This window comes from Pseudomonas sp. BF-R-30 (genome assembly GCF_019956175.1).
Classification (GTDB): domain Bacteria; phylum Pseudomonadota; class Gammaproteobacteria; order Pseudomonadales; family Pseudomonadaceae; genus Aquipseudomonas; species Aquipseudomonas jessenii.
On the sequence record NZ_JAHBDE010000043.1, the window covers coordinates 1 to 21,488 of the forward strand.

22 protein-coding genes are annotated in these 21,488 nt (G+C 61.6%); 13 read left to right on the top strand and 9 right to left on the bottom strand.

The features are described 5' to 3' along the window. The first annotated feature begins 193 nt into the window (after positions 1 to 193). Together KGB20_RS20435 and KGB20_RS20440 are read left to right on the top strand one after the other, a co-directional pair. Positions 194 to 1,540, top strand: coding sequence for a hypothetical protein (locus tag KGB20_RS20435; RefSeq protein ID WP_154910593.1), 1,347 nt, complete (start codon positions 194 to 196; stop codon positions 1,538 to 1,540). Between the two features lie 35 nt (positions 1,541 to 1,575). Next, on the top strand, positions 1,576 to 3,825 hold the full coding sequence (locus KGB20_RS20440) for an Ig-like domain-containing protein (RefSeq protein WP_154910594.1): 2,250 nt from the start codon (positions 1,576 to 1,578) through the stop codon (positions 3,823 to 3,825). Between the two features lie 672 nt (positions 3,826 to 4,497). Here the strand turns inward: KGB20_RS20440 and KGB20_RS20445 are convergent. Next, positions 4,498 to 5,916 (bottom strand): FAD/NAD(P)-binding protein, encoded by a 1,419-nt coding sequence (locus tag KGB20_RS20445; protein ID WP_154910595.1) that lies wholly within the window; start codon positions 5,914 to 5,916, stop codon positions 4,498 to 4,500. Positions 5,917 to 5,931: 15 nt separating this feature from the next. Beyond that, a complete protein-coding gene (locus KGB20_RS20450; RefSeq protein WP_090456428.1) occupies positions 5,932 to 6,495 on the bottom strand; it encodes a helix-turn-helix domain-containing protein in 564 nt (187 codons plus the stop codon). Between the two features lie 84 nt (positions 6,496 to 6,579). Between KGB20_RS20450 and KGB20_RS20455 the strand changes: the two genes are divergently transcribed. From KGB20_RS20455 to KGB20_RS20485, 7 genes are all read left to right on the top strand, one after another. Beyond that, complete coding sequence (locus KGB20_RS20455) at positions 6,580 to 7,515, top strand: DMT family transporter (protein WP_223473759.1); 936 nt, start codon at positions 6,580 to 6,582, stop codon at positions 7,513 to 7,515. 257 nt (positions 7,516 to 7,772) lie between these two features. Next, a complete protein-coding gene (locus KGB20_RS20460) occupies positions 7,773 to 10,691 on the top strand; it encodes a monovalent cation/H+ antiporter subunit A (protein ID WP_154910596.1) in 2,919 nt (972 codons plus the stop codon). Next, a complete protein-coding gene (locus KGB20_RS20465; protein ID WP_007986256.1) occupies positions 10,691 to 11,035 on the top strand; it encodes a Na+/H+ antiporter subunit C in 345 nt (114 codons plus the stop codon). Before KGB20_RS20460 ends, KGB20_RS20465 begins: the two co-directional genes overlap by 1 nt. Further along, a complete protein-coding gene (locus KGB20_RS20470; RefSeq protein WP_154862324.1) occupies positions 11,032 to 12,717 on the top strand; it encodes a monovalent cation/H+ antiporter subunit D in 1,686 nt (561 codons plus the stop codon). The genes KGB20_RS20465 and KGB20_RS20470 overlap by 4 nt, the downstream gene beginning before the upstream one ends. Continuing rightward, positions 12,714 to 13,202 carry a Na+/H+ antiporter subunit E gene (locus KGB20_RS20475; protein ID WP_154910597.1) on the top strand — a complete coding sequence of 163 codons (489 nt, stop codon included), beginning with the start codon at positions 12,714 to 12,716 and terminating at the stop codon, positions 13,200 to 13,202. Before KGB20_RS20470 ends, KGB20_RS20475 begins: the two co-directional genes overlap by 4 nt. Further along, positions 13,199 to 13,477 carry a K+/H+ antiporter subunit F gene (locus tag KGB20_RS20480; protein WP_007986253.1) on the top strand — a complete coding sequence of 93 codons (279 nt, stop codon included), beginning with the start codon at positions 13,199 to 13,201 and terminating at the stop codon, positions 13,475 to 13,477. The genes KGB20_RS20475 and KGB20_RS20480 overlap by 4 nt, the downstream gene beginning before the upstream one ends. Further along, positions 13,474 to 13,836, top strand: coding sequence for a Na+/H+ antiporter subunit G (locus KGB20_RS20485; RefSeq protein WP_090456437.1), 363 nt, complete (start codon positions 13,474 to 13,476; stop codon positions 13,834 to 13,836). The genes KGB20_RS20480 and KGB20_RS20485 overlap by 4 nt, the downstream gene beginning before the upstream one ends. 141 nt (positions 13,837 to 13,977) lie before the next feature. Here KGB20_RS20485 and KGB20_RS20490 read toward each other — a convergent pair whose 3' ends face one another. From KGB20_RS20490 to KGB20_RS20505, 4 genes are all read right to left on the bottom strand, one after another. Beyond that, positions 13,978 to 14,415, bottom strand: a complete 438-nt coding sequence (locus tag KGB20_RS20490) for a DUF3995 domain-containing protein (RefSeq protein WP_102671389.1) — start codon at positions 14,413 to 14,415, stop codon at positions 13,978 to 13,980. Between the two features lie 118 nt (positions 14,416 to 14,533). After that, positions 14,534 to 15,547, bottom strand: coding sequence for an ABC transporter substrate-binding protein (locus tag KGB20_RS20495; RefSeq protein WP_154910598.1), 1,014 nt, complete (start codon positions 15,545 to 15,547; stop codon positions 14,534 to 14,536). A gap of 121 nt (positions 15,548 to 15,668) precedes the next feature. Next, on the bottom strand, positions 15,669 to 15,872 hold the full coding sequence (locus KGB20_RS20500; protein ID WP_150815148.1) for a hypothetical protein: 204 nt from the start codon (positions 15,870 to 15,872) through the stop codon (positions 15,669 to 15,671). Next, complete coding sequence (locus KGB20_RS20505) at positions 15,872 to 16,321, bottom strand: hypothetical protein (protein WP_172435400.1); 450 nt, start codon at positions 16,319 to 16,321, stop codon at positions 15,872 to 15,874. Before KGB20_RS20505 ends, KGB20_RS20500 begins: the two co-directional genes overlap by 1 nt. 433 nt (positions 16,322 to 16,754) lie before the next feature. Between KGB20_RS20505 and KGB20_RS20510 the strand changes: the two genes are divergently transcribed. The 3 genes from KGB20_RS20510 (at position 16,755) to KGB20_RS20520 (ending at position 17,760) form a co-directional block, all read left to right on the top strand. Continuing rightward, complete coding sequence (locus tag KGB20_RS20510) at positions 16,755 to 17,003, top strand: hypothetical protein (protein ID WP_154910599.1); 249 nt, start codon at positions 16,755 to 16,757, stop codon at positions 17,001 to 17,003. 160 nt (positions 17,004 to 17,163) lie between these two features. Next, entirely contained in the window at positions 17,164 to 17,394 is a 231-nt protein-coding gene (locus KGB20_RS20515) for a hypothetical protein (RefSeq protein ID WP_007973761.1), read from the top strand. A gap of 129 nt (positions 17,395 to 17,523) precedes the next feature. Next, the gene (locus KGB20_RS20520) at positions 17,524 to 17,760 is read left to right on the top strand and encodes a DUF2789 domain-containing protein (RefSeq protein ID WP_007973758.1); all 237 of its coding nucleotides are present in this window, start codon (positions 17,524 to 17,526) and stop codon (positions 17,758 to 17,760) included. 5 nt (positions 17,761 to 17,765) lie between these two features. Here KGB20_RS20520 and KGB20_RS20525 read toward each other — a convergent pair whose 3' ends face one another. The 3 genes from KGB20_RS20525 to KGB20_RS20535 form a co-directional block, all read right to left on the bottom strand. After that, positions 17,766 to 17,969, bottom strand: a complete 204-nt coding sequence (locus KGB20_RS20525; protein ID WP_150815150.1) for a hypothetical protein — start codon at positions 17,967 to 17,969, stop codon at positions 17,766 to 17,768. A 128-nt stretch (positions 17,970 to 18,097) separates the two neighbouring features. Further along, complete coding sequence (locus KGB20_RS20530) at positions 18,098 to 19,705, bottom strand: methyl-accepting chemotaxis protein (protein ID WP_411740896.1); 1,608 nt, start codon at positions 19,703 to 19,705, stop codon at positions 18,098 to 18,100. 235 nt (positions 19,706 to 19,940) lie between these two features. Next, positions 19,941 to 20,345 (bottom strand): TraR/DksA family transcriptional regulator, encoded by a 405-nt coding sequence (locus tag KGB20_RS20535; protein ID WP_007935965.1) that lies wholly within the window; start codon positions 20,343 to 20,345, stop codon positions 19,941 to 19,943. Positions 20,346 to 20,715: 370 nt separating this feature from the next. Here KGB20_RS20535 and KGB20_RS20540 point away from each other — a divergent pair, with 370 nt between their 5' ends. Next, positions 20,716 to 21,321, top strand: coding sequence for a glutathione S-transferase N-terminal domain-containing protein (locus KGB20_RS20540; protein WP_154910600.1), 606 nt, complete (start codon positions 20,716 to 20,718; stop codon positions 21,319 to 21,321). Positions 21,322 to 21,488 lie beyond the last annotated feature (167 nt).

Here is a 21,488-nt window from a genome sequence, read left to right on the forward strand (position 1 = left end):
CCGCGACCCCGTCCCCCCCAAAGTCGGGGATAGCTGCCCGTGCCATAACTTCCCGGCCTGCCGCCTGCGACCGCGCCAACGCCTTTACTGCGGGCGTCTCACGGGCGTTTTCGCCGATTGGTATGGAAGTTGCCGAACTCCCTGCCAACTGCCCCATCCCCAAGGGGCAGGTACTTCGACAGAGGGAACACTCATGCACCCGTTACTGTGCAAAACCGCGTCCGCCCTGGTTGTGACTGCTCTAGCCCAAGGTATTGCCCAGGCCGCGCTGTTTGCCGTAGACCCCGGCCCCTACCTGCCAGCCAATGGCAATTTCGCCGCCTGGTATCAAGACAGCCACGGCCGAACCCTTGACCTGTGTTTATCAAAGGCTGTCAGTTCCAGGGTTGCCAGCGCGCCGGGCGCCCCGACTTACATGTGCTCGCTGATCCCTAATCCCGGCATTTTCGATGACACGCAACCGTTGGTCTTCCCGACCAATTTCCCCGACGAAGCGTTCTGGGCAACAGGCGAAACAACTATCGTCGATGCCGCCCGAGGCATCGACCTGACCTATGTCTCGGCGCTCGAAGCAGCCTTCAGTGGTGGGGATCCACTGGAGGGCGACCAGATCAGCTTCGCCCGGATCCGTGTTCGCATCGACGTGGCCACCGCTGGCACTTATGTCATCACCCACCCTTACGGCGTCGAAGTGTTCAACGTCGAGACTCCCGGCCGTCGGGCGATCAACATGACCCGGGACATTGGCATCGGCGCGCCAAAAACCTACAACGGCGCACTCAAGGGCGACGTCGGGCCGTTCCTGCGCAGCGTCAATGGCCCCTACACCGAGACCAACCCGAGCACGGGCCAGGCCGAACAATTCGTCGGCGATCCGAACCTCACCGAAGCCGTCACCGGCAGCCCGTTCAACACCAACTACGTGCGCATCGAAGGCCCCAATGGCCTGGACTTGCGCACCAACCTCTTCGCCGTATCCGGCAAGTTGTCGTCGGTGGTCCGTCCGACCCCGGTGATCGCCGAGCGCAGCACCTACTCGCGACAGGCCGGCACCAGCGCCCCGGTGGCCCAGCAGGACGTGTTCGTGATGGCCCCGCCGCCACCCGCCACCGTGACCCTGGACAGCAACAATCCGCTGCTGAACTTCACCGAAGCCAATACCACCGGCCACTGGTATGCACAGTCGCCGAACAACCCGACGTTGCCGAGCACCTTGCAGGTGACCGCCGACAACCACCTGGCCATCACCAGCAGCGCGCCGACCATATTGCCCATGCCGTTGACCGACCTGGTGACGATCTCACGCGCCGAGTACAGCCTGAGCACCGGGCAAATCACCATCGTGGCTTCGACCAGCGATGAAACGTCGCCACCGGTGCTCACCGCCACCTCCGGCACCGGTATCGCCATCGGCGCCCTGAGTGGTGACGGCGCCGTGAAAAGCCTGGCCACCGGCATCTCGCCGATTCCGCCAGCCCAGGTTCGTGTGTCGTCCTCCAATGGCGGCAGCGATACCGAAGAAGTGGTCATCGTGCAATGAACGCCCACATGCCCGGATCCTCATCAGGAGGCATCATGAACAAATGGCCACGCCTGGCGCTCAACGCCCTGGGACTGACTCTATCGCTGACCGGCAGTGCTTTCGCGCAACTCGCCGCCGTCGATCCCGGTCCTTACACCTTTGCCACCGGGAAATTCCCGATCTGGTATCAGGACAACAATCAACTGTCGATGGAGCTGTGCCAGTCCCGCGCCGCCAGCTCGCGGGTGGCAGCCAGCGTGCCACCGGCCTACATGTGCACCCTGCTGCCGACACCGGGCATTTTCGACGACACCCTGCCAATGGTGTTCCCGGATAACTGGCCAGACGAAGCCTTCTGGTTCCTTGCCGAGACCAGCATCCCCAACAACACCGCCGGCTATGGCATGGACGTCTATGTCGCCGGGATCGAGGCTGCATTTGCCGGTGGCAACCCGCTCGATGGCGACCAGATCAGCTTCGCGCGGATTCGTCTGCGGGTGAACATTCCCGTTGCCGGGACCTACACCATCACCCACCCCTATGGCGTGGAAACGGTCAACGTCACCACCACCGGGCGCCGGGCGATCAACATCACCAGGGACGTCGGCATCGGTGCGCCGGGGGTTTTCAGCGGTGCGGTCAACGGTGCGATCGGGCCGTTCCTGCGCAGCGTCAACGGCCCCTACACCGAGGTGAACCCGGACACCGGCGCCATCGAAACCTTCGTCGGCGACCCCAACCTCACCGAAGCCGTGACCGGCAGCCCCAACAACACCAACTTCGTGCGCATCCAGGGTCCGGCCGGGACCATCCAGACCAACCTCTTCACCCTGTCCGGCAAGGTGCTCGACAACCGCGCGCAGACCGCGGTGGACATGACCCGTGCCACTTACCGCCGCATAGCCGGCACGGGCGGCAACACCACCCGGGTCGAAGTGTTTGCCAAAGCCGCCAACGGTTCGACCCTGTGCTTTCGCGAAAGCATCGCCCTGGTCCCCGGCCCGCCTGTGTCACCTTGCCAGACCAACATGGTGAGCGATAACAACGGCGTGTTCTTCGCCCAGAATCTGCTGGCCAACGCAACGGTGCCGCCGGTCGTGGTGGTCACCGCCACCAACCCCGCCGGGACCACCCGCCCGACTGCGGTGTCGAGCAAGCTCTCGGACGTGGTGAAAATCCAGACCGCCCGTTACGACTGGAGCAACCACAGCCTGCTGATCGAGGCCACTTCCACAGACGAAGTGGTGGTACCGGACATGGTCGCCCAGGGTTACGGGCGGCTGTCGAAAACCGGAATCCTGCAACGCCTGACGGTGGCTGAGTTGACCCAACCCCCTGCAACCGTAACGGTCAAGTCCGCTGCCGGCGGCAGTGACATCGAGCCGGTCGTGGTCGTCGGCACTGCACCGGACACCGGCGCGAACCAGGCACCGATCTCCGTCGCCGATACCGGCAGCACCAGCTTCGGCGTGCCGATCACCCTCAACCTGCTGGCCAACGACAGGGACCCGGACGGCAATACGCCACTGAGCATTACCGCGCTGACCCAACCGGCCGCCAGCCAGGGCACGGTGGCATTGAGCGGCACTACGGCGGTGGTCTACACCCCTCCTGCTGTCGTCAACGCGCCGTTGACCACGACCTTCACCTACAAGGCCCAGGACGTCAAAGGCCTGGCCTCGACGACAGCGGCAACCGTGAGCATGACCGTGTCGCCTAACCGACCTCCGGTGGCCGTCGCCGATGCCGTCACGACACTGGGTGTGGCGATTCCAATCAACGTGCTGGCCAACGACACCGATCCAGAAGGCAATGTGCCGCTAGCCGTCGCCGGCTTCACTCAACCGCTGGCAGGTGGCGGCACCGTCAGCAGTAACGGCACGGTGCTCACCTACACCCCACCGGCCACCGTCACCACGGCCTTCACCACGACCTTCACCTACTTTGCCCGGGACAGTTTCGGCGCCCAATCGACGTCGCCAGCCACGGTCACGGTGCAGGTCTCGCCACGGCCTGCTGCGGAAACCTTCGCAGTGACCACCGCAACGGTGAGAGCCCGCTCCAACAACCGCTTCACCTGGGACTTTGCCGGCACCTCATCGGTGACCACCGGCAACACCATCACCATCAAGGTCACCACTCCGACCGGGCTGGTCACCCTGGGCACCACCACCGTACCGGCGAATGGACGCTGGCGGTTGACCGTGAACAACACCACCACGGTCGTTCCGTCGGCGAACCCGACCGCCACGATCACCTCGTCCCAAGGCTCCGTGCGCACGGTGCCGGTGATCGCCAACTGAGCCCGCGCCCCATTAACCACGCAGGTTGATGGGGCCGGCTTCAACCCTATGGAAAACCGCGACCTCGGGTGGGGGGACGCGGTTTTTTGCCGGGTGCATTGATGGGAGTAATCCAGCGGTGGTCTGGCTGCCATCACTGGAGCGGTGCCCGGACCTGGCTCAATCCCACAGGTATTCAGTACATCTGAAAGATCTCGATCGACTGGCAGGCCCTCTTCGCGGGCAAGCCCGCTCCCACAGGGGATTGTGTGCATCTTTGAGAAATTGGTCGGCTGGCAGGCCGCCATCGCGAGCAAGCTCGCTCCCACAGAAGAGCAAAGGCAGAGCGGCGTACACCCACGCTCTTCACCACTCATCAGGCCGAGCGTTAGCTCGCCTGCAGCTTTTGATCTTGATCCACCCGCCCCCTCGGCAGGCTGAGTGGAGGTGTTCATCCGGGGATTGGCGCGCAGCGCCGTTCGACGCAGTCGAACACATCGCATGTAGGTGCCAGCGAAGCCAACCGGAGGGCGATGCCCCCGGAGGAATGCCGGAGCGAAGGAACCCCGAGCCTTGGCGAGGGGCCGTACGTAAGGGGCGAGACTTTTTGGTTCCTTTTGTGTCGTTTGACAAAAGGGACTCGCCGTAAGGGCGAAACCATAAGCAGCCGTTACCGCAGCAACGGATATGTACTCAGACCCCCAACCTGATCGACAGCCGCTCGGCCAACGCCTTGGCCTGGCTCGCCACATCGGTGACGGCGGTACTTTCCCACCACATGCCACGCAACGGCGGGCCCATGGCAAACAAACGGCGGGCAGGCTGCCCCTCGGCGTTCAGGACCGCACCATCGACCTCTGCCGCGATGCCCAAGGCCAGCGGCCCGGGCCGGACCAGGCCTCGGGCGAGCAGTTGCCGGGGCAGCGGTCGCGCGACCCGGCGCCAGTCGTATTCGATACCGCTGGAGTTGATCAGGGCGACACCGCTGACCACACAGGTCTGCGCCTCACCCCGCCGTCGAAGGCGGATACTCACCTCGCCATTCAGCGACGGCTCGAGGCCCTGGTAAGAGGCTGCGTGAATACGTAACCGCCCTTCTTTATACAAGCGCTCAACCAGTTCGGCACTCAAGGGTGGCGAACGGTGATGATGGCTTTCCCACCACGGCCGCACATGCCGCACGAACTGCCGACGCTGCACGTCGGTCGCCTGATGCCACAAGCGGCCGATGTGTGCCCGCACCGTGTCCAGCGGCGCCTGCCAGTCGATGCCTTGGGCGATGGCGTCCCGGCAGTGCCGACGCAGTTCGCGCATCAACTGGCGAGGTGTGCGGATGCTCTGATCCTGCGCGAGAAAATCCACCCAGGCCGGTGGCTGGCGACGCACATGGGGCAGCAGCCCATGGCGGGAAAACACTTCGATCGGCCCACGATGCCCGGCCTGTTCCAGCGACACCACAGCATCGACCATGGTCAGGCCCGAGCCGATGATCATGACCGTCGCTTGCGGATCGAGTTGCCGCATGGCCGCCACATCCCACGGATCGAGGGCTGCTGCGTTCAAGCCGCTGGACCGGGTTTGCGGGGTGCGCGCGGCGGGAAACATCCCGGTGGCCAGCACCGCAAAAGCGCCCTGCAAGCATCGGCCGTCGCTCAGGGTCAACCGCACGGCGTCTGCATCGGCTTGCAAATCGACCACCTCGTCTTGCACATGCTCGACCGTCGAACCGACCAAGGCGCCCACCGCCTGCGCTTCTGCCAGGCGCTGCCGGGCGTACAGGCCGAAAACGCCCCGAGGCGGAAACAACTCGCTGATCGGCACATGCTGCTGATCCGATTCCGGCCATCCGCCCGCCTCGATGTACTCGGTCAGCCATTGGGTCAGGTCGTCGGCGTTGTCCGGGTCAACACTCATACGCGCCGCATTGCCGTTGAGCGTATGACCCAGTTCCACCGCGCTGTAGGCTTCACCCCGCCCCAACCCGGCCCGGGGCTCGATCACCAGCACCCGGCGCCGGCCCGGCAAACGCATCAACTGCGCCGCCAACATTGCGCCACTGAGGCCGCCACCGACAATCAGGATGTCGGCGTCATTGTTCAAGGTCTGGCCCATCCATGCACTCCCTGTTCAGATCACCACATTACGTACAAACTTCGCCGCCACCACCCCGTCGTTGCGATAACAGTGTGGCTGGTTGCTGGCAAACATAAAGAATTCACCCGCCGCGATATGCTGTGGCTGGTCGCCGAGCATAACGGTCAGGCACCCTTCGAAGACATAAATCTGCTCGCTCCAGCCATCGGCGTCCGGCTCCGACGGATACACCTCGCCCGGTTGCAGGCACCATTCCCACTGCTCGACTTCGCGGCTGGCCTGGGCCTTGGAAAGCAACACCGCCCTGCTGCCAGGGATCGTGCCGGTCCAGGCCAGCTCATTGATACGGCTGGGATCGCGGGCGTCGGGGGCCTGGATCAAATCACTGAAGGCAACGTCCAGGGCTTCGGCCACCCGGTCGAGGGTGGTCAGGCTGACGTTCTTTTCCCCTGCCTCGATCGCCACCAGCATTCGACGGCTGACACCGGACTTTTCGGCCAGCGCGGTCTGGCTCAGGTCGGCGGCATGACGTAAACGACGGACGTTTTGACTGACGTGCTGGAGGACCGAAGCCCGCTGGGTAGAATCTTTGTGCACTATATTGCTCACTGAGTGGGGTTGGGCAGTATACTGCGCAACATTCGACGCATTGTGCGTCCCCCTCCAGTAGCGTGCAAGGTCATGACGTCGGTGAATTCCCCAAAGGCTTCCTCCCGTTTTACAAGGTTCAGCAAGGCCGAATGCGTGCTGGTACTGATCACGATGGTCTGGGGCGGTACCTTCCTGCTGGTACAGCATGCGATGACCGTCAGCGGCCCGATGTTTTTCGTCGGCCTGCGCTTTGCCGCCGCCGCGAGCATCGTCGCCCTGTTTTCCTGGCGTCACCTGCGCGACCTGACCCTGTTCGAACTCAAGGCCGGGTCGTTTATCGGCGTGGCGATCATGCTCGGCTACGGCTTGCAGACGGTCGGGCTGCAGAGCATTCCCAGCAGCCAATCGGCATTCATTACCGCGCTGTACGTCCCGTTTGTGCCGTTGCTGCAATGGCTGGTGCTGGGGCGGCGCCCGGGGTTGATGCCGAGCATCGGCATCATGCTGGCCTTTACCGGGTTGATGTTGTTGTCCGGGCCGTCAGGTGCGTCGTTCAATTTCAGCCCCGGTGAAATCGCCACCTTGATCAGCGCCGTGGCCATTGCGGCCGAGATCATCCTGATCAGCACCTATGCCGGCCAGGTCGATGTGCGCCGGGTGACGGTGGTGCAACTGGCGGTCACTTCGGTGCTGTCGTTCCTGATGGTGGTGCCGACCAACGAAGCGATTCCGGACTTCTCCTGGTTGCTGTTGTGCAGCGCGCTGGGGCTCGGGGCGGCGAGCGCGGCGATTCAGGTGGCGATGAACTGGGCACAGAAAAGCGTGTCACCGACCCGCGCAACCCTGATCTATGCCGGTGAGCCGGTATGGGCCGGGATAGTCGGGCGCATTGCCGGGGAGCGCTTGCCGGCGATTGCCCTGGTCGGGGCCGGATTGATTGTGGCGGCGGTGATTGTCAGCGAATTGAAGACCAAGGGTAAGGCTGCGGCGCCTGAGGAAGAGCTGGAAGAGGAAACTCAGCGATAAACCGCCGGTTCCGCATCGCCAGATCAATCGCCTTCGCGAGCAAGCCCGCTCCCACAGGGGATTTGTGTCGTTCACAAATCCCCTGTGGGAGCGGGCTTGCTCGCGAAGGGGCCGGAACGGGCTCCCCGACCTCTCTCTGAAACAATGTGAATCAGGGCGTTTCCGTCTACCGTGTAGGATTCTGCGACAGCTTGGCGTTTGGTGATCCGGGAGCTGGCACGTATGATGCTTCACAAACTTCCGCAGATTAGAAGCCTATGTCCCTGATAGTTCTACTGCTTCTGCCTTTCATAGGCAGCTGTTTGGCGGCCGTGTTGCCGCACAATGCCCGTAACACCGAATCCCTGCTGGCTGGCCTGATCGCCCTGATCGGCACCGTTCAGGTCGCCTTCCTGTACCCGCAGATCGCCGATGGCGGCGTCATTCGCGAAGAGTTTTCATGGCTGCCCAGCCTGGGCCTGAACTTTGTCCTGCGCATGGACGGTTTCGCCTGGCTGTTCTCCATGCTGGTGCTGGGCATAGGCACCCTGGTTTCGCTGTACGCGCGCTACTACATGTCGCCGAACGATCCGGTGCCGCGATTCTTCGCGTTTTTCCTGGCCTTCATGGGCGCCATGCTCGGGCTGGTGATCTCCGGCAACCTGATCCAGATCGTGTTTTTCTGGGAGCTGACCAGCCTCTTCTCGTTCCTGTTGATTGGCTACTGGCACCATCGCGCCGATGCCCGGCGCGGCGCCTACATGGCGCTGATGGTGACCGGTGCGGGCGGTTTGTGCCTGCTGGCGGGGGTCATGCTGCTCGGCCATGTGGTCGGCAGCTATGACCTGGACAAGGTCCTGGCCGCCGGCGATCTGATTCGCGCCCATGCCCTCTACCCGATTCTATTACCCCTGATCCTGATTGGCGCCTTGAGCAAAAGCGCACAGTTCCCCTTCCATTTCTGGCTGCCCCACGCCATGGCCGCGCCGACGCCCGTGTCGGCGTACCTGCACTCGGCGACCATGGTCAAGGCCGGGGTTTTCCTGCTCGCACGGCTATGGCCTTCGCTTTCGGGCAGTGAAGAATGGTTCTACATCGTCAGTGGCGCCGGCGCCTGCACCCTGTTGCTCGGGGCGTATTGCGCGATGTTCCAGAACGACCTCAAGGGATTGCTGGCCTACTCGACCATCAGCCACCTGGGCCTGATCACCCTGTTGCTTGGCTTGAACAGCCCGCTGGCCGCCGTCGCCGCGGTGTTCCACATCCTCAACCATGCGACGTTCAAGGCCTCGCTGTTCATGGCCGCCGGGATCATCGACCACGAAAGTGGCACCCGCGATATCCGCAAACTCAGCGGCCTGTACAAGCTGATGCCGTTTACCGCCACCCTGGCCATGGTCGCCAGCGCCTCGATGGCCGGCGTGCCGTTGCTCAATGGCTTCCTGTCCAAGGAAATGTTCTTCGCCGAAACCGTCTTCATCAATGCCACGCGCTGGATCGAACTGAGCTTGCCGATCGTGGCAACCATTGCCGGTACCTTCAGCGTGGCTTACTCCCTGCGTTTCACCGTGGACGTGTTTTTCGGCCCGCCCGCGACCGACCTGCCACACACACCCCACGAGCCACCACGCTGGATGCGCGCGCCGGTCGAGTTGCTGGTGTTCGCCTGCCTGCTGGTGGGAATTTTCCCGGCCCAGATAGTCGGCCCGCTGCTCGCGGCGGCGGCGCAACCGGTAGTCGGCGGCACGCTGCCCGAGTACAGCCTGGCCATCTGGCACGGCCTGAACGCGCCGATGATCATGAGCCTGATCGCATTGTCCTGCGGCACCCTGCTCTATCTGCTGCTGCGCAATCAATTCAAGCGCGGACGTTTCGATCATCCGCCCGTCATCGGCCGCCTGGACGGCAAGCACCTGTTCGAATGCACGCTGGTCGCCATCATGCGCCTGGCCCGTCGCCTGGAGCCCCGGATTGGCACCAGGCGCCTGCAAATGCAGTTGTTCCTGGTGGTGCTCGCCGCCGTACTGGCCGGGTTGATTCCCATGCTCCACAGCAGCCTTCACTGGGGTGACCGGCCGAAAATCCCGGGGTCGATCGTCTTCGTCACCTTGTGGTTGCTGGCCATCGCCTGCGCCCTTGGCGCGGCCTATCAGGCCAAGTACCACCGTCTCGCGGCCCTGACCATGGTCAGCGTCTGCGGCCTGATGACCTGCGTCACCTTCGTCTGGTTTTCCGCGCCGGACCTGGCCCTGACCCAACTGGCGGTCGAAGTGGTGACCACAGTGCTGATCCTGCTGGGCCTGCGCTGGCTGCCACGACGGATCGAGGAGGTCTCGCCGTTGCCGGGCAGCCTGCGCCGGGCGCGGGTGCGGCGTATCCGCGACTTGCTGCTGTCGACCTCGGTCGGTGTCGGCATGGCGTTGCTGGCCTACGCCATGCTGACGCGCCAGACCCCCAACGATATTTCCTCGTTCTATCTCAGTCGCGCCTTGCCCGAAGGCGGCGGCAGCAACGTGGTCAACGTGATGCTGGTGGACTTCCGTGGTTTCGACACCCTCGGTGAAATCACCGTGCTGGTGGCCGTGGCGCTGACCGTGTACGCCCTGCTGCGTCGCTTCCGTCCGCCGAAAGAAAGCCTGCAACTGCCGGCCCAGCAACGCCTGCTCGCGCCGGATGTGGTTACCGACCTGGTCAACCCGCGTCACGCCAGCGACACCGCGCTCGGTTTCATGATGGTGCCGGCGGTGCTGGTGCGCCTGCTGTTGCCGGTGGCGCTGGTGGTCTCGTTCTACCTGTTCATGCGCGGGCACAATCAACCGGGCGGCGGTTTTGTCGCCGGGCTGGTGATGTCGGTGGCGTTCATCCTGCAATACATGGTCGCCGGCACGCAGTGGGTCGAGGCACAAATGAGCCTGCGGCCACTGCGCTGGATGGGCACGGGACTGATGATTGCCACGGCCACGGGCCTGGGCGCGATGGTTGTCGGCTATCCGTTCCTGACCACCCACACCTGGCATTTCTCGTTGCCGCTGCTGGGTGACATTCACCTGGCCAGCGCGCTGTTCTTCGACATCGGTGTGTACGGCGTGGTGGTCGGCTCGACACTGTTGATCCTCACCGCCCTCGCCCACCAATCGGTGCGCGGCCACAAAACCGCCGCCCAGCCCAGATCCGTTGCCGCCAAAGGAGCCGTCTGATGGAAGAAGTCATCGCAATCGCCATCGGCGTACTGGCCGCGTCCGGCGTCTGGCTGATCCTGCGCCCACGGACGTTCCAGGTGGTCATGGGCCTGTGCCTGCTGTCCTACGGGGTCAATCTGTTCATCTTCAGCATGGGCAGCCTGTTCATCGGCAAGGAACCGATCATCAAGGACGGCGTGCCGCAGGACCTGTTGCACTACACCGACCCGCTGCCGCAGGCACTGGTGTTGACGGCGATCGTCATCAGCTTTGCCATGACCGCGCTGTTCCTGGTGGTGCTGCTGGCTTCCCGGGGCCTGACCGGCACCGACCATGTGGATGGCCGGGAGCCCAAAGAATGATGGCGATGACTCACCTGATCGTCGCGCCCATTCTGCTGCCGCTGCTGACCGCCGCGATCATGCTGATGCTTGGCGAGAAGCACCGGCCGCTCAAGGCCAGGATCAATCTGTTCTCCAGCCTGCTCGGGCTGGGCATTGCCGTGGCGTTGTTGCAATGGACACAGACCACCGGCGTGCCCGGCTCCATCGGTGTGTACCTGCCGAGCAACTGGCAAGTGCCGTTCGGCCTGGTGCTGGTGGTCGATCGCCTGTCGGCGCTGATGCTGGTGCTGACCGGCATCATCGGCGTCAGTGCCCTGCTGTTCGCCATGGCCCGCTGGGACAGCGCCGGTTCGAGTTTTCACGCGCTGTTTCAGATCCAGTTGATGGGTCTTTACGGCGCATTCCTCACCGCGGACCTGTTCAACCTGTTCGTGTTCTTCGAGGTGCTGCTGGCCGCGTCCTACGGCTTGATGCTCCACGGTTCGGGCCGGGCGCGGGTGTCGTCGGGACTGCATTACATCTCGATCAACCTGCTGGCCTCGTCGCTGTTCCTGATTGGCGCGGCGCTGATCTATGGGGTCACCGGCACGCTGAACATGGCCGACCTGGCGGTGAAAATCCCGCTGGTGTCCGAAGCTGATCGCGGTTTGCTACACGCTGGCGCGGGGATCCTGGCCATCGCGTTCCTGGCCAAGGCCGGCATGTGGCCGCTGAACTTCTGGCTGGTGCCGGCCTACTCCTCGGCCAGCGCGCCGGTGGCGGCGATGTTCGCGATCATGACCAAGGTCGGCGTGTACACCTTGCTGCGCCTGTGGACGTTGCTGTTCTCCGCCCAGGCCGGGGCATCGGCGTTCTTTGGCGGCGACTGGCTGATCTACGGTGGGATGGCGACCATCGTCTGCGCTGCCATTGCGATCCTCGCCGCGCAACGCCTGGAGCGCATGGCCAGCCTGAGCATCCTGGTGTCGGCGGGCATTCTGTTGTCGACCATCGGCTTCGCCCAGCCGAACCTGGTTGGCGCTGCGCTGTTCTATCTGTTCAGCTCGACCCTGGCGTTGAGCGCCCTGTTCCTGCTGGCCGAGCTGATCGAGCGCTCGCGCTCGGCCAACGAAGTCCTGCTCGAAGATGAAGCCGAACTGCTGCCGCGGCCACTGGAATCCCTGCATCCGCCCAAAGGCACCAACCTCGACGACGACCAGAAAGCCGTGGTCGGCCAGGTGATTCCCTGGACCATGGCGTTTCTCGGTCTGAGCTTCATCGCCTGCGCCTTGCTGATCATCGGCATGCCGCCGCTTTCTGGCTTTATCGGCAAACTCGGGTTGATCGGCGCCCTGCTCAATCCGCTAGGCCTGGGCAACAGCGGCGACACACCGGTTTCCAATGCCGCGTGGGGTCTGTTGGTGTTGTTGATCGTGTCTGGGCTGGCATCGCTGATCGCGTTTTCGCGCCTGGGCATCCAGCGTTTCTGGACGCCTGCGGAACGACCATCGCCCCTGTTGCGACGCCTTGAATGCGTACCGATCTTCGCCCTGCTGGGCCTGAGCATTGCGCTGACCTTCAAGGCCGATCCGCTGCTGCGCTACACCCAGGCCGCCGCCGATGCCCTGTACAACCCGCAGCAATACGTGATGGCGGTGCTCGACACACGCGTCGTACCGAACCCGTCGGCCGTAGCGGCCCCGCAGGAGGTGCAGCCATGAAGCGCCTGTTTCCGGCACCGCTGCTATCGCTGGCATTGTGGCTGCTGTGGCTGTTGCTGAACCTGTCGATCAGCCCCGGCAACCTGCTGCTGGGTGCCGCGTTGGGATTCTGTGCGCCATTGATGATGCGCAGGCTGCGTCCGCTGCCGGTGCGCATCCGTCGTCCCTGGGTAATCCTGCGCCTGATCCTGGTGGTCGGGCGCGATGTGCTGGTGTCCAACCTCGCCGTGGCCTGGAGCGTGCTCAATGCCGGTCGCCGCCCGCCTCGCTCGCAATTCATCAAGGTACCGCTGGACTTGCGTGACGCCAACGGCCTGGCCGCGCTGTCGATGATCACCACAGTGGTGCCCGGTACAGTCTGGTCGGAGCTGGCGCTGGACCGCAGCATTCTGCTGTTGCACGTCTTCGACCTGGACGATGAGGCGCTGTTCATCCAGCACTTCAAGGCGACCTACGAACGTCCGCTGATGGAGATCTTCGAATGAGCCCCTTGCTGTCGAACGCGATCCTGCTGAGCCTGTTCTTCTTTTCCCTGGCGATGATCCTGACCCTGATCCGCCTGTTCAAGGGGCCGTCGGCCCAGGATCGGGTTCTGGCGCTGGACTACCTGTACATCGTCGCGATGCTGATGATGCTGGCGCTGGGCATACGTTATGCCAGTGACACCTACTTCGAGGCGGCGTTGCTGATCGCCCTGTTCGGTTTCGTCGGCTCGTTCGCCCTGGCGAAATTCCTGCTGCGTGGCGAGGTGATCGAATGAATACGCCATTGTCGTTGTGGGTGGAGATCCCGGTGGCGATCCTGCTGGTGCTCGGCAGTCTGTTTGCCTTGATCGGCGCCACGGGCCTGCTGCGCATGAAGGACTACTTCCAGCGCATGCACCCACCGGCCCTGGCCTCGACGCTCGGGACCTGGTGCGTGGCGCTGGCTTCGATCATCTATTTTTCGGCGCTCAAGTCCGCGCCGGTATTGCACGCCTGGCTGATTCCGATCCTGCTGGCGATTACCGTGCCGGTGACGACATTGCTGTTGGCCCGGGCGGCGCTGTTTCGCAAACGCATGGCCGGGGATGATGTGCCGGCTGAGGTGAGCAGCCGGCGGACGGAGAGCGGTAGTTAGACCAAGGATTTGTATTGACTGGACTGACCCCTTCGCGAGCAAGCCCGCTCCCACATTTTGAACTGTGTACGCAGATCAATTGTGGGAGCGGGCTTGCTCGCGAAGGCGATAGACCTGTCAATACATCACGACCGGCCTGTCTCAGACCCAGGCCACCGCCAACAACCCCGCCCCCAGCACCACACACAACGGCGAGTAAACCCAGGTGTCGAGCCGGGCAAATTTCGAGCCTTTGACCTCTTTGAAAAAACCAACCAGATCCGAATCGCCAATGGCCCGGGCAAACAGCAAAATCGCAATCGCACTGAGCACCCACTGCAACGACCAGTGATGCAAGGGTGGCAGGCACCAACCCACCCGCAAGCACACCAACACGGCAATCAGCAGCAACAGCCCGGCCACCACCAGCGTGATCCAGCCTCGCGGTTTAAACGCCGGTCGCAGTTGCGCGCTGCCCACCTGCGGTACTTGCGGGACCGCCGCCACCGCCGCCCACTCGCCACCCAACGCCCAATACACATGCACCAGACTGATCGCGGCGAAGATCGTCACCAGCGATTGAGCCAACACCAGGGTCATGGTTCAGAGATCCTTGAAAGGGAAATGAACTGAACATTGTAGGAGCTACCGCAGGCTGCGATGTTTTGATTTTGCATTTCCATGACAAAGATCAAAAGATCCCGACCTGCGGCAGCGCCTACAGGGCGGCGGAGACTTTATCTGCCACGTCCTTGGGCAGCCAGGCCCGCCAGACGTCCGGATGGGCCTTCATGAACGCCTCTGCCGCCTGGCGCGGCGGTGTATGTTTCTCGCTCATCTCGGCCAGGGCCTTGTTCAGCGGGTCGATCGGAAAGTCGACCTTGGCAAAGAACTCGGCAATCTGCGGATATTGCTTCTGGAAGGGGGTGGACACACCGATCGACAGCTTGGAGGCCAGGGAGCGGGTCGGCTTGGGATTGGGGTTGTCGGCGTCGGTGAGGGTCTTCCAGGCTTCGGCGTCGAACGGTGGCTCTTCGAGTTGAATCAGCTTGAAGCGGCCGAGCAACGGCGTGGGCGACCAGTAGTAAAACAGCACCGGCTTGCCACGATGAATGGACGAACTGATCTCCGCATCCAGTGCAGCCCCCGAACCGCTGCGGAAATTCACGTAGCTGTCGTCCAGTCCATACGCCTTGAGCTTCTGCTTGTTGACCACTTCCGAGGTCCAGCCGATAGGGCTGTTGAGGAAACGCCCCTTGGTCGGGGCTTCCGGATCCTTGAACACGTCTTTGTAACGCGGCAGGTCGCTGACACTACGCAGGTCGGGCGCCAGCGGCTTGATGCCCTTGGCCGGGTCGCCCTTGATCACATATTCCGGCACCCACCAGCCTTCGGTAGCCCCCTTGACCGTATCGCCGAGGCTGACAACCTTGCCTTCTGATTCCGCCTTGACCCACACCGGGCTGCGACCGGCCCACTCTTCGCCAATGACCTGGATGTCATTGTTGGCCAGCGCGGTTTCCAGAGTGATGGTGGTGCCCGGCAACGTATCGGTCGGCAGCCCGAAGCCCTTCTCGACAATGATGCGCAGGACATCGGTAATCAGGCTGCCGCTTTCCCAGTTCAGGTCGGCAAAGTGGATTGGCGTCTGGGCGGCCAACGCCGGGGCCGGTGTCGCCAGCAAACCGAAAGTGGCCAGGACCGCAGCCAGCAACCGTCGAAATCCGTTCATGCTTTTGCACCTCGTGCTGTTCACAGCAATAGCAGGGGGGGGGCCTGGTAGTAGACCGCGAAGCCTCTGAATACTCAGTCCATTGACTGTAGTAGAGGTTCCTGCTTTCGAGGTGCATGGGTCAGTTTTCGCAGGTTTCCTGCAAACGCATCAGTTCTCGTCTGACCATGTTGGCGTAGGGTGCCGGTTGCAGTTGGTAAAGCTGTGACGCCACCCAATTCAGCCAGGCTCCTTGCAGAATGGTCTTCTGCCCGAACAGCCGCCGCGCTTCGTCTTGAGCACTGGCCAGGTTCTGTTCGTGGAAATCGGCGCGGGTCAGGATCATCACTCGCTGGCCTTGAAGGTCACCAGCTCACCCTTGCGCCACTTGGCCGCTTTGGCGGTCACGGCCTTGAGGGTCTTGGTCAGGCCTTCCTGCAACTGTTGATGGGCTGCGAACACCATCACCACGCTGTGACCTTCCTTGAACACGATCCCCTGACCGTCGGCCGTGGTCACAAAGGCGTAATCGCCTATTCCGTAGACCGTCAGCTTGATGTCGCGGAACCTGATGTCCAGCTTGCCACCTTCGCGGCTGGGCAGCACCGACGCGCTGAAATGATCGCCGACCTTGAGCTTGAGTCCGGGCTTGTCGTCCACCACCAGGGCTGACTCGGTATCGATTTCGGCAATGTAAATGCCTTCTGCGTTCTGTTCGGTGATGTAAACGAAACGTGACTGAAACTGCTTGACCAGCTTTGCGCGCAAATCACCCAGCACGAACAAAGCATGCATATCGAGATTACTTACTGCCAAGGAAACATCCCCACATCTGAATAATGGTGCCGTGCGCGAAAAATGAACGCACAGCCAAAAAAGCGGCAATGCCGAAGGTGTAGCCAAAGAACCCGGGTTGAGGTCCTGAACGAGCAGTGCACTCATTCATCACGAAGCTTGAGAAGACTACTGGAACGTCACTCACGTCGTCCTGACTGGCGTTCGTCACAGGTTGAAGGAAAACACCCTTCCTGCTGCCAGAAAATTATGGACTATCAACTTCGGGGAAAAATCTCATCAAGAAAAAAACTTTTCCTACATATCGTCCGCAAAAAATTGCTTTAGATAAACGTCATTCACCCACCAGTAGGGGTGATTCTAGAGCAGCGATGCTCTTGGAGACTAGCCAAAACGACGTACATACGTCGGTAAACAATGAAAAGGACTTCATATGTGCACGCTGACACACTTTGCCTATCCCTTGGTGCCTGGCTCGAAAACAGCATCAACCCTGCACCCGACACGGTTCTGCCTCCATGAACCAGCTCCCGATGCCCCGACCCGCCCGCGATTTCAGGTGGTAATGGCGGGCATTGCCTTCTTTCACATCAAGGATATTTCTACAGGCTGCGTAAGAGGTTTCCGAGCCAATCATAACGAAGCCTGTGCCCTCGCCCGGTTTCTTGAATCACACGGTTGACTAGCCCACTGCACTCGCTTCCATCGACGTTTCGTCTGCCCGTCGACTTATCTCAGCCGTCGACGGGCAACTACTGCCATACTGCCCGCCCAATAAAACGGATCCGCAGAAAATCGGGTGCGTTGACAACAACAATGTATTTCCAAGGGAAGTCGGCAACGTGACGGAATTTGATATCGGCGAGTTTTTTATCCGGGGTGAAGCCAGAGAAGTCGAGGGTGAGTTCCAGGCCGTGATTGTCATGCGGGCCAAACCACCGCTCAAGACCGTGACGTATCACCAGGTCGAAAAGGATCGCTGGTTCAAAACCCCGGATGTCGCCGCCATCGCGGCCCAGGAATCGGCCAGGGAACTCAAGGCCGCGGTCGATGCGGGCGCATTGAAAGCCTGATGGTCGGGTTGGCGGTCTATGCTCATTGTTGCACTTGAACATTGCGATCGAACTCCACCGGTGCGGCGCCCTCGAATCCAGGGTGCGCCTCGTCCCTCGACCCGACCGATGACCTGCAAGGAGATGAAGATGGAATCACCGACCCATGACTTGAAAGGCCTGTTCGACCAACTCGGCCTGGACTCCAGCCAGAAAGCGATCGACGACTTCATTGCCGGCCATTCCCTGCCTGACGACAAGAAACTCATCGACGCCGAGTTCTGGTCACCGCAACAGGCCGGCTTCCTCAAGGAACAACTGCGCGAAGACGCTGACTGGGCGCGGGTGGTCGACGACCTGAACCTGCGCATGCACCAGACCCACTGACAACTTCAATGCAGGCTGCCAGGACTTTCGGCGCTCAATTGCGCCAGCCAGGCAGCCTTGCACTCCTCCGCTTCGTCGCGACTGGAGAACGCCGTGCCCCGGCGCTCGCCATTGAGCAACACAACCCAGCAAACCTTGCGTCCCATGGAACGAAGACTGGCAGGTACTCCGCTGCCGATCATGACCGCGACATCAACTTTGCCTTGCATGCTGCCCCCGAACTTAATTAGCAACCTAATTAGTAGGTATGTTAATTAGTTTTCCAACGAGGAAACAGCAAAATCCTGCACAGGTTAATTGCAGAACTTGCAACAATCACCCGGCAAGCACGGCGTTTCTAGCGCGGTTTTTCCGGTTTGTAACCCAGGCGCAAACCACCCCAATGCCGGCCCTTGAGCATGATCGGCACCGAAAGATCGTGCATCAACTCTCCGGTATCACGGGTATAGGTTTGCAGCAGCACGGCCTTCTGATGGCTGCCGCAGCGGATCCCGGTGCGGTCAGCGAATTTGCGTTTGGTCCGGTTCTGCAAGGCATCGACCTGCGCGTCCCCCGTCAGCGGCTGGCTGAACACCTTGTTATGGGTCGGCACATAACCCTGTTGGGTGCAGGCGATGGCGAACACCAATCCTTCGTGACGCGGTAACAACGGTTCTTGAATCGCTGGCAAAACCTGATCGGTGTAACGGTCGAAACGCGTCTGGTACTTGGCCGGGCTGGTATTGGGGATGACCTGGTAATTACGGTCGAACAGATCGTCGAGACTGATTCGACCGGCATCGATATCCGCTTCGAAACGCGCTGCAATCTGGCTCGCGGCGTCTCGGGCCAGGTCATAGATCCGCTGGTGATAGTCATCCAGTCCCACTTCGGCAAGACGCTCACTGATGGTTTCGGCTTGCCCTTCCATTTGCACCGCCGCATGGGCCAGGCGCTGAGTCTGCTGGTCGCTGACCACCAGATCGCTGCGCATCTGTTCGATGGCGTGAAACAGACTGTCGAGTTGTTCGCGGTTGGTGTCTGCCCCTTGGGCGATCTCCCCGACCTGGGACTCGACACTGGCCGCCAGACGGGCAATGTTCTCCAGATGTTGCCCCGTCCGCTCTACCTGCTCCACACCGGAGTCAAGGTCGCTGGACAGTTGGCGGATCTGCTCCACCACCTGCGCCGTGCGATGCTGGATGTCGGCCACCATCTCGCCCACCTCCCCCGTGGCGGTCGCCGTGCGTGCGGCGAGCCCGCGAACCTCGTCGGCCACCACTGCAAACCCGCGACCGTGCTCCCCTGCCCGCGCCGCTTCTATCGCAGCGTTCAATGCCAGCAGATTGGTCTGGCTGGCGATGGATTGAATCACCAGGGTCACTCGCTGGATATCGTCGCTGCGCAGGCTCAAGGCTTCGATCAGTTCACGGCTGTTGCTGGCGCGCTGGCTGAGCTGATGCATGCGCGAAATGGACTCGATCAACTCCGTACGCCCGACCACTCCGCTTTGATGAGCCTCGCTGGCGGCACTGAGCGCCTGGCGACTGAGGGTCGAGGTGGCCTGTTCGGTGGTGATCATGACCTCGGCATTGCTGACGATCTGTGCCGCCGACGTGAGCTGCGATTGCAGTTTGTCCGCCAGTTGCCGAACCGAAAACGCCACACCGGCGGCCGACAGTGCGTTATGGCTGGTGGTGCAGGAAAGATCGCGAGTCAACGCGCCGATGGCATCGGGGTTGTCGGGGCAAGCCGCCTGCGGGGTCGCGCGCGAACGCAAACGAGGCAACCAGATAATCAATATGGCCAGGGGCAGGCCAAGGTAGAGCGACCCGTCGCCCAGTGTCATGCCACTTAACAACAGCATCAGGGCGATGCTTTGCAGCGTTGGCGTCAGCCAGCGGTTTTTCGGCAACAGCACGGGTGCGGGCACTGCCGCAACCAGAGACCCGTCTTGCGTCATCATCGTCACCCCGTAAAGCTTCTAATTGTTGTCTTCGCATTAAACGCCACCATAAAGCCATTATCCATGAGCCTTTAGTCGCGAACGTTGCAGCAGATCAATAGAAGAACCGGGAAATCGAAGACGGCAGAAAACAAAGATCGCAGCCTGCAACAGCGCCCTACTTCAATTGCGTAGGAGCTGCCGCAGGCTGCGATCTTTTCAAGGCAGCCCGGATTAACGGGGCTGCCCCACTGAATCAGGCCTGACGCTGGTGCTTGTCGATTTGCTCGTGACGTTCCTGAGCTTCGATGCAGTACTTGGTGGTCGGGCTGATCAGCAGGCGCTTGAGGCCAATCGGCTCGCCGCTGTCGTCGCACCAGCCGAAGCTGTCTTCCTTGATGCGTTCCAGCGCTTGTTCCAACTGAGGCAGCATGCGCTGGTCGCGATCGATCGCATTCACCAGCCAGGTGCGCTCTTCTTCGACCGAAGCCGCGTCTGCCGGATCGGCCGGGGTGTCCAGGCTTTCGATGGCGATGCGGTTCTGTTCGATGCGCTCATGGGTTTCGACTTTCATGTTCTGCAACAGCTCGGAGAAAAAAGCATGTTGCTCGGCATTCATGTAGTCATCCGCCGGCATGGCCAGCAACTTGTCCTTTGTCATTGATATCTCTATAAAAAAACGTGCATTAAGGCGAATTAGGGAGCGTTCCGGCAGGCCTGGGCAGGCCATCGGAAAGGCGCCGTTTGTTCCAAGCGCCACCCGGCACTCAATTTACGAGGGGCGGCAGTCTAAGGCCGACTTGAGGCCTCAGCAACTGAAAAGACAGCGAATTTGTCCGACAAAGCCCTGAAAATGCTCTACGGCAGGCTTTGAGGCGGTAATCGGAGTGCGTTTATAGCAAGAAATTCAATCGAGCGGCTGTATATAGATGACAAACGGCCTGGACCGGGCATTTTTCACTGTCATTTGCAGGGCTGCGAACCTCAGCTAAGGTTGTCCCTCCCGAAATGGCCATATAAAGGAAAGGACCATGAAGCTGATCGGTATGCTTGATTCGCCCTATGTAAGGCGCGCCGCCATTTCTGCCAAATGTCTGGGAATCACGCTGGAACATCAGTCGGTCTCGGTGTTCCGCCACTTCGAACAATTCCAGCAGATCAACCCGGTGGTCAAGGCGCCCACCCTGGTGCTGGATGACGGTGAAGTGTTGATGGATTCGACGCTGATCATCGACTACCTGGAAACCCTGGCCCAAAAAAGCCTGATGCCCGCCGAACCGGGTCAACGCCTGCGCGCGCTGCGCCTGATCGGCCTTGCGTTGGCCGCCAGCGAAAAGTCCGTGCAGCTTTACTACGAGCGCAACCTGCGGCCAGCGGAGATTCAATTCGAACCCTGGGTGCAGCGGGTCGAAGGACAGCTGACGGCGGCTTATTCAGCGCTGGAGCGGGAGCTGGAAAAGCAGCCGCTGAAGACTGACGGTCCGATTGAGCAGGACGGCATCACGCTGGCGGTGGCCTGGAGCTTCACCAATCTGGTGGTGCCGGACCAGGTGAGTGCGGCGCAGTTTCCGCGGATCGCAGCGTTCACGGCGTATGCCGAGGGGCTTGAGGTGTTTGTCAGTACGCCGATTGACTGACGGATTCACTTTGCCTGTTCTGTCGTCATCGCGAGCAAGCTCGCTCCCACAGTAATTTTCGTCGTACGCGGGCTTTGTGTTCGACATCAATCCGTTGTGGGAGCGAGCTTGCTCGCGATGGCGTCGTGTCAGTCGACACATGAGTTGCCTGTCAGCCCGCTATCGCG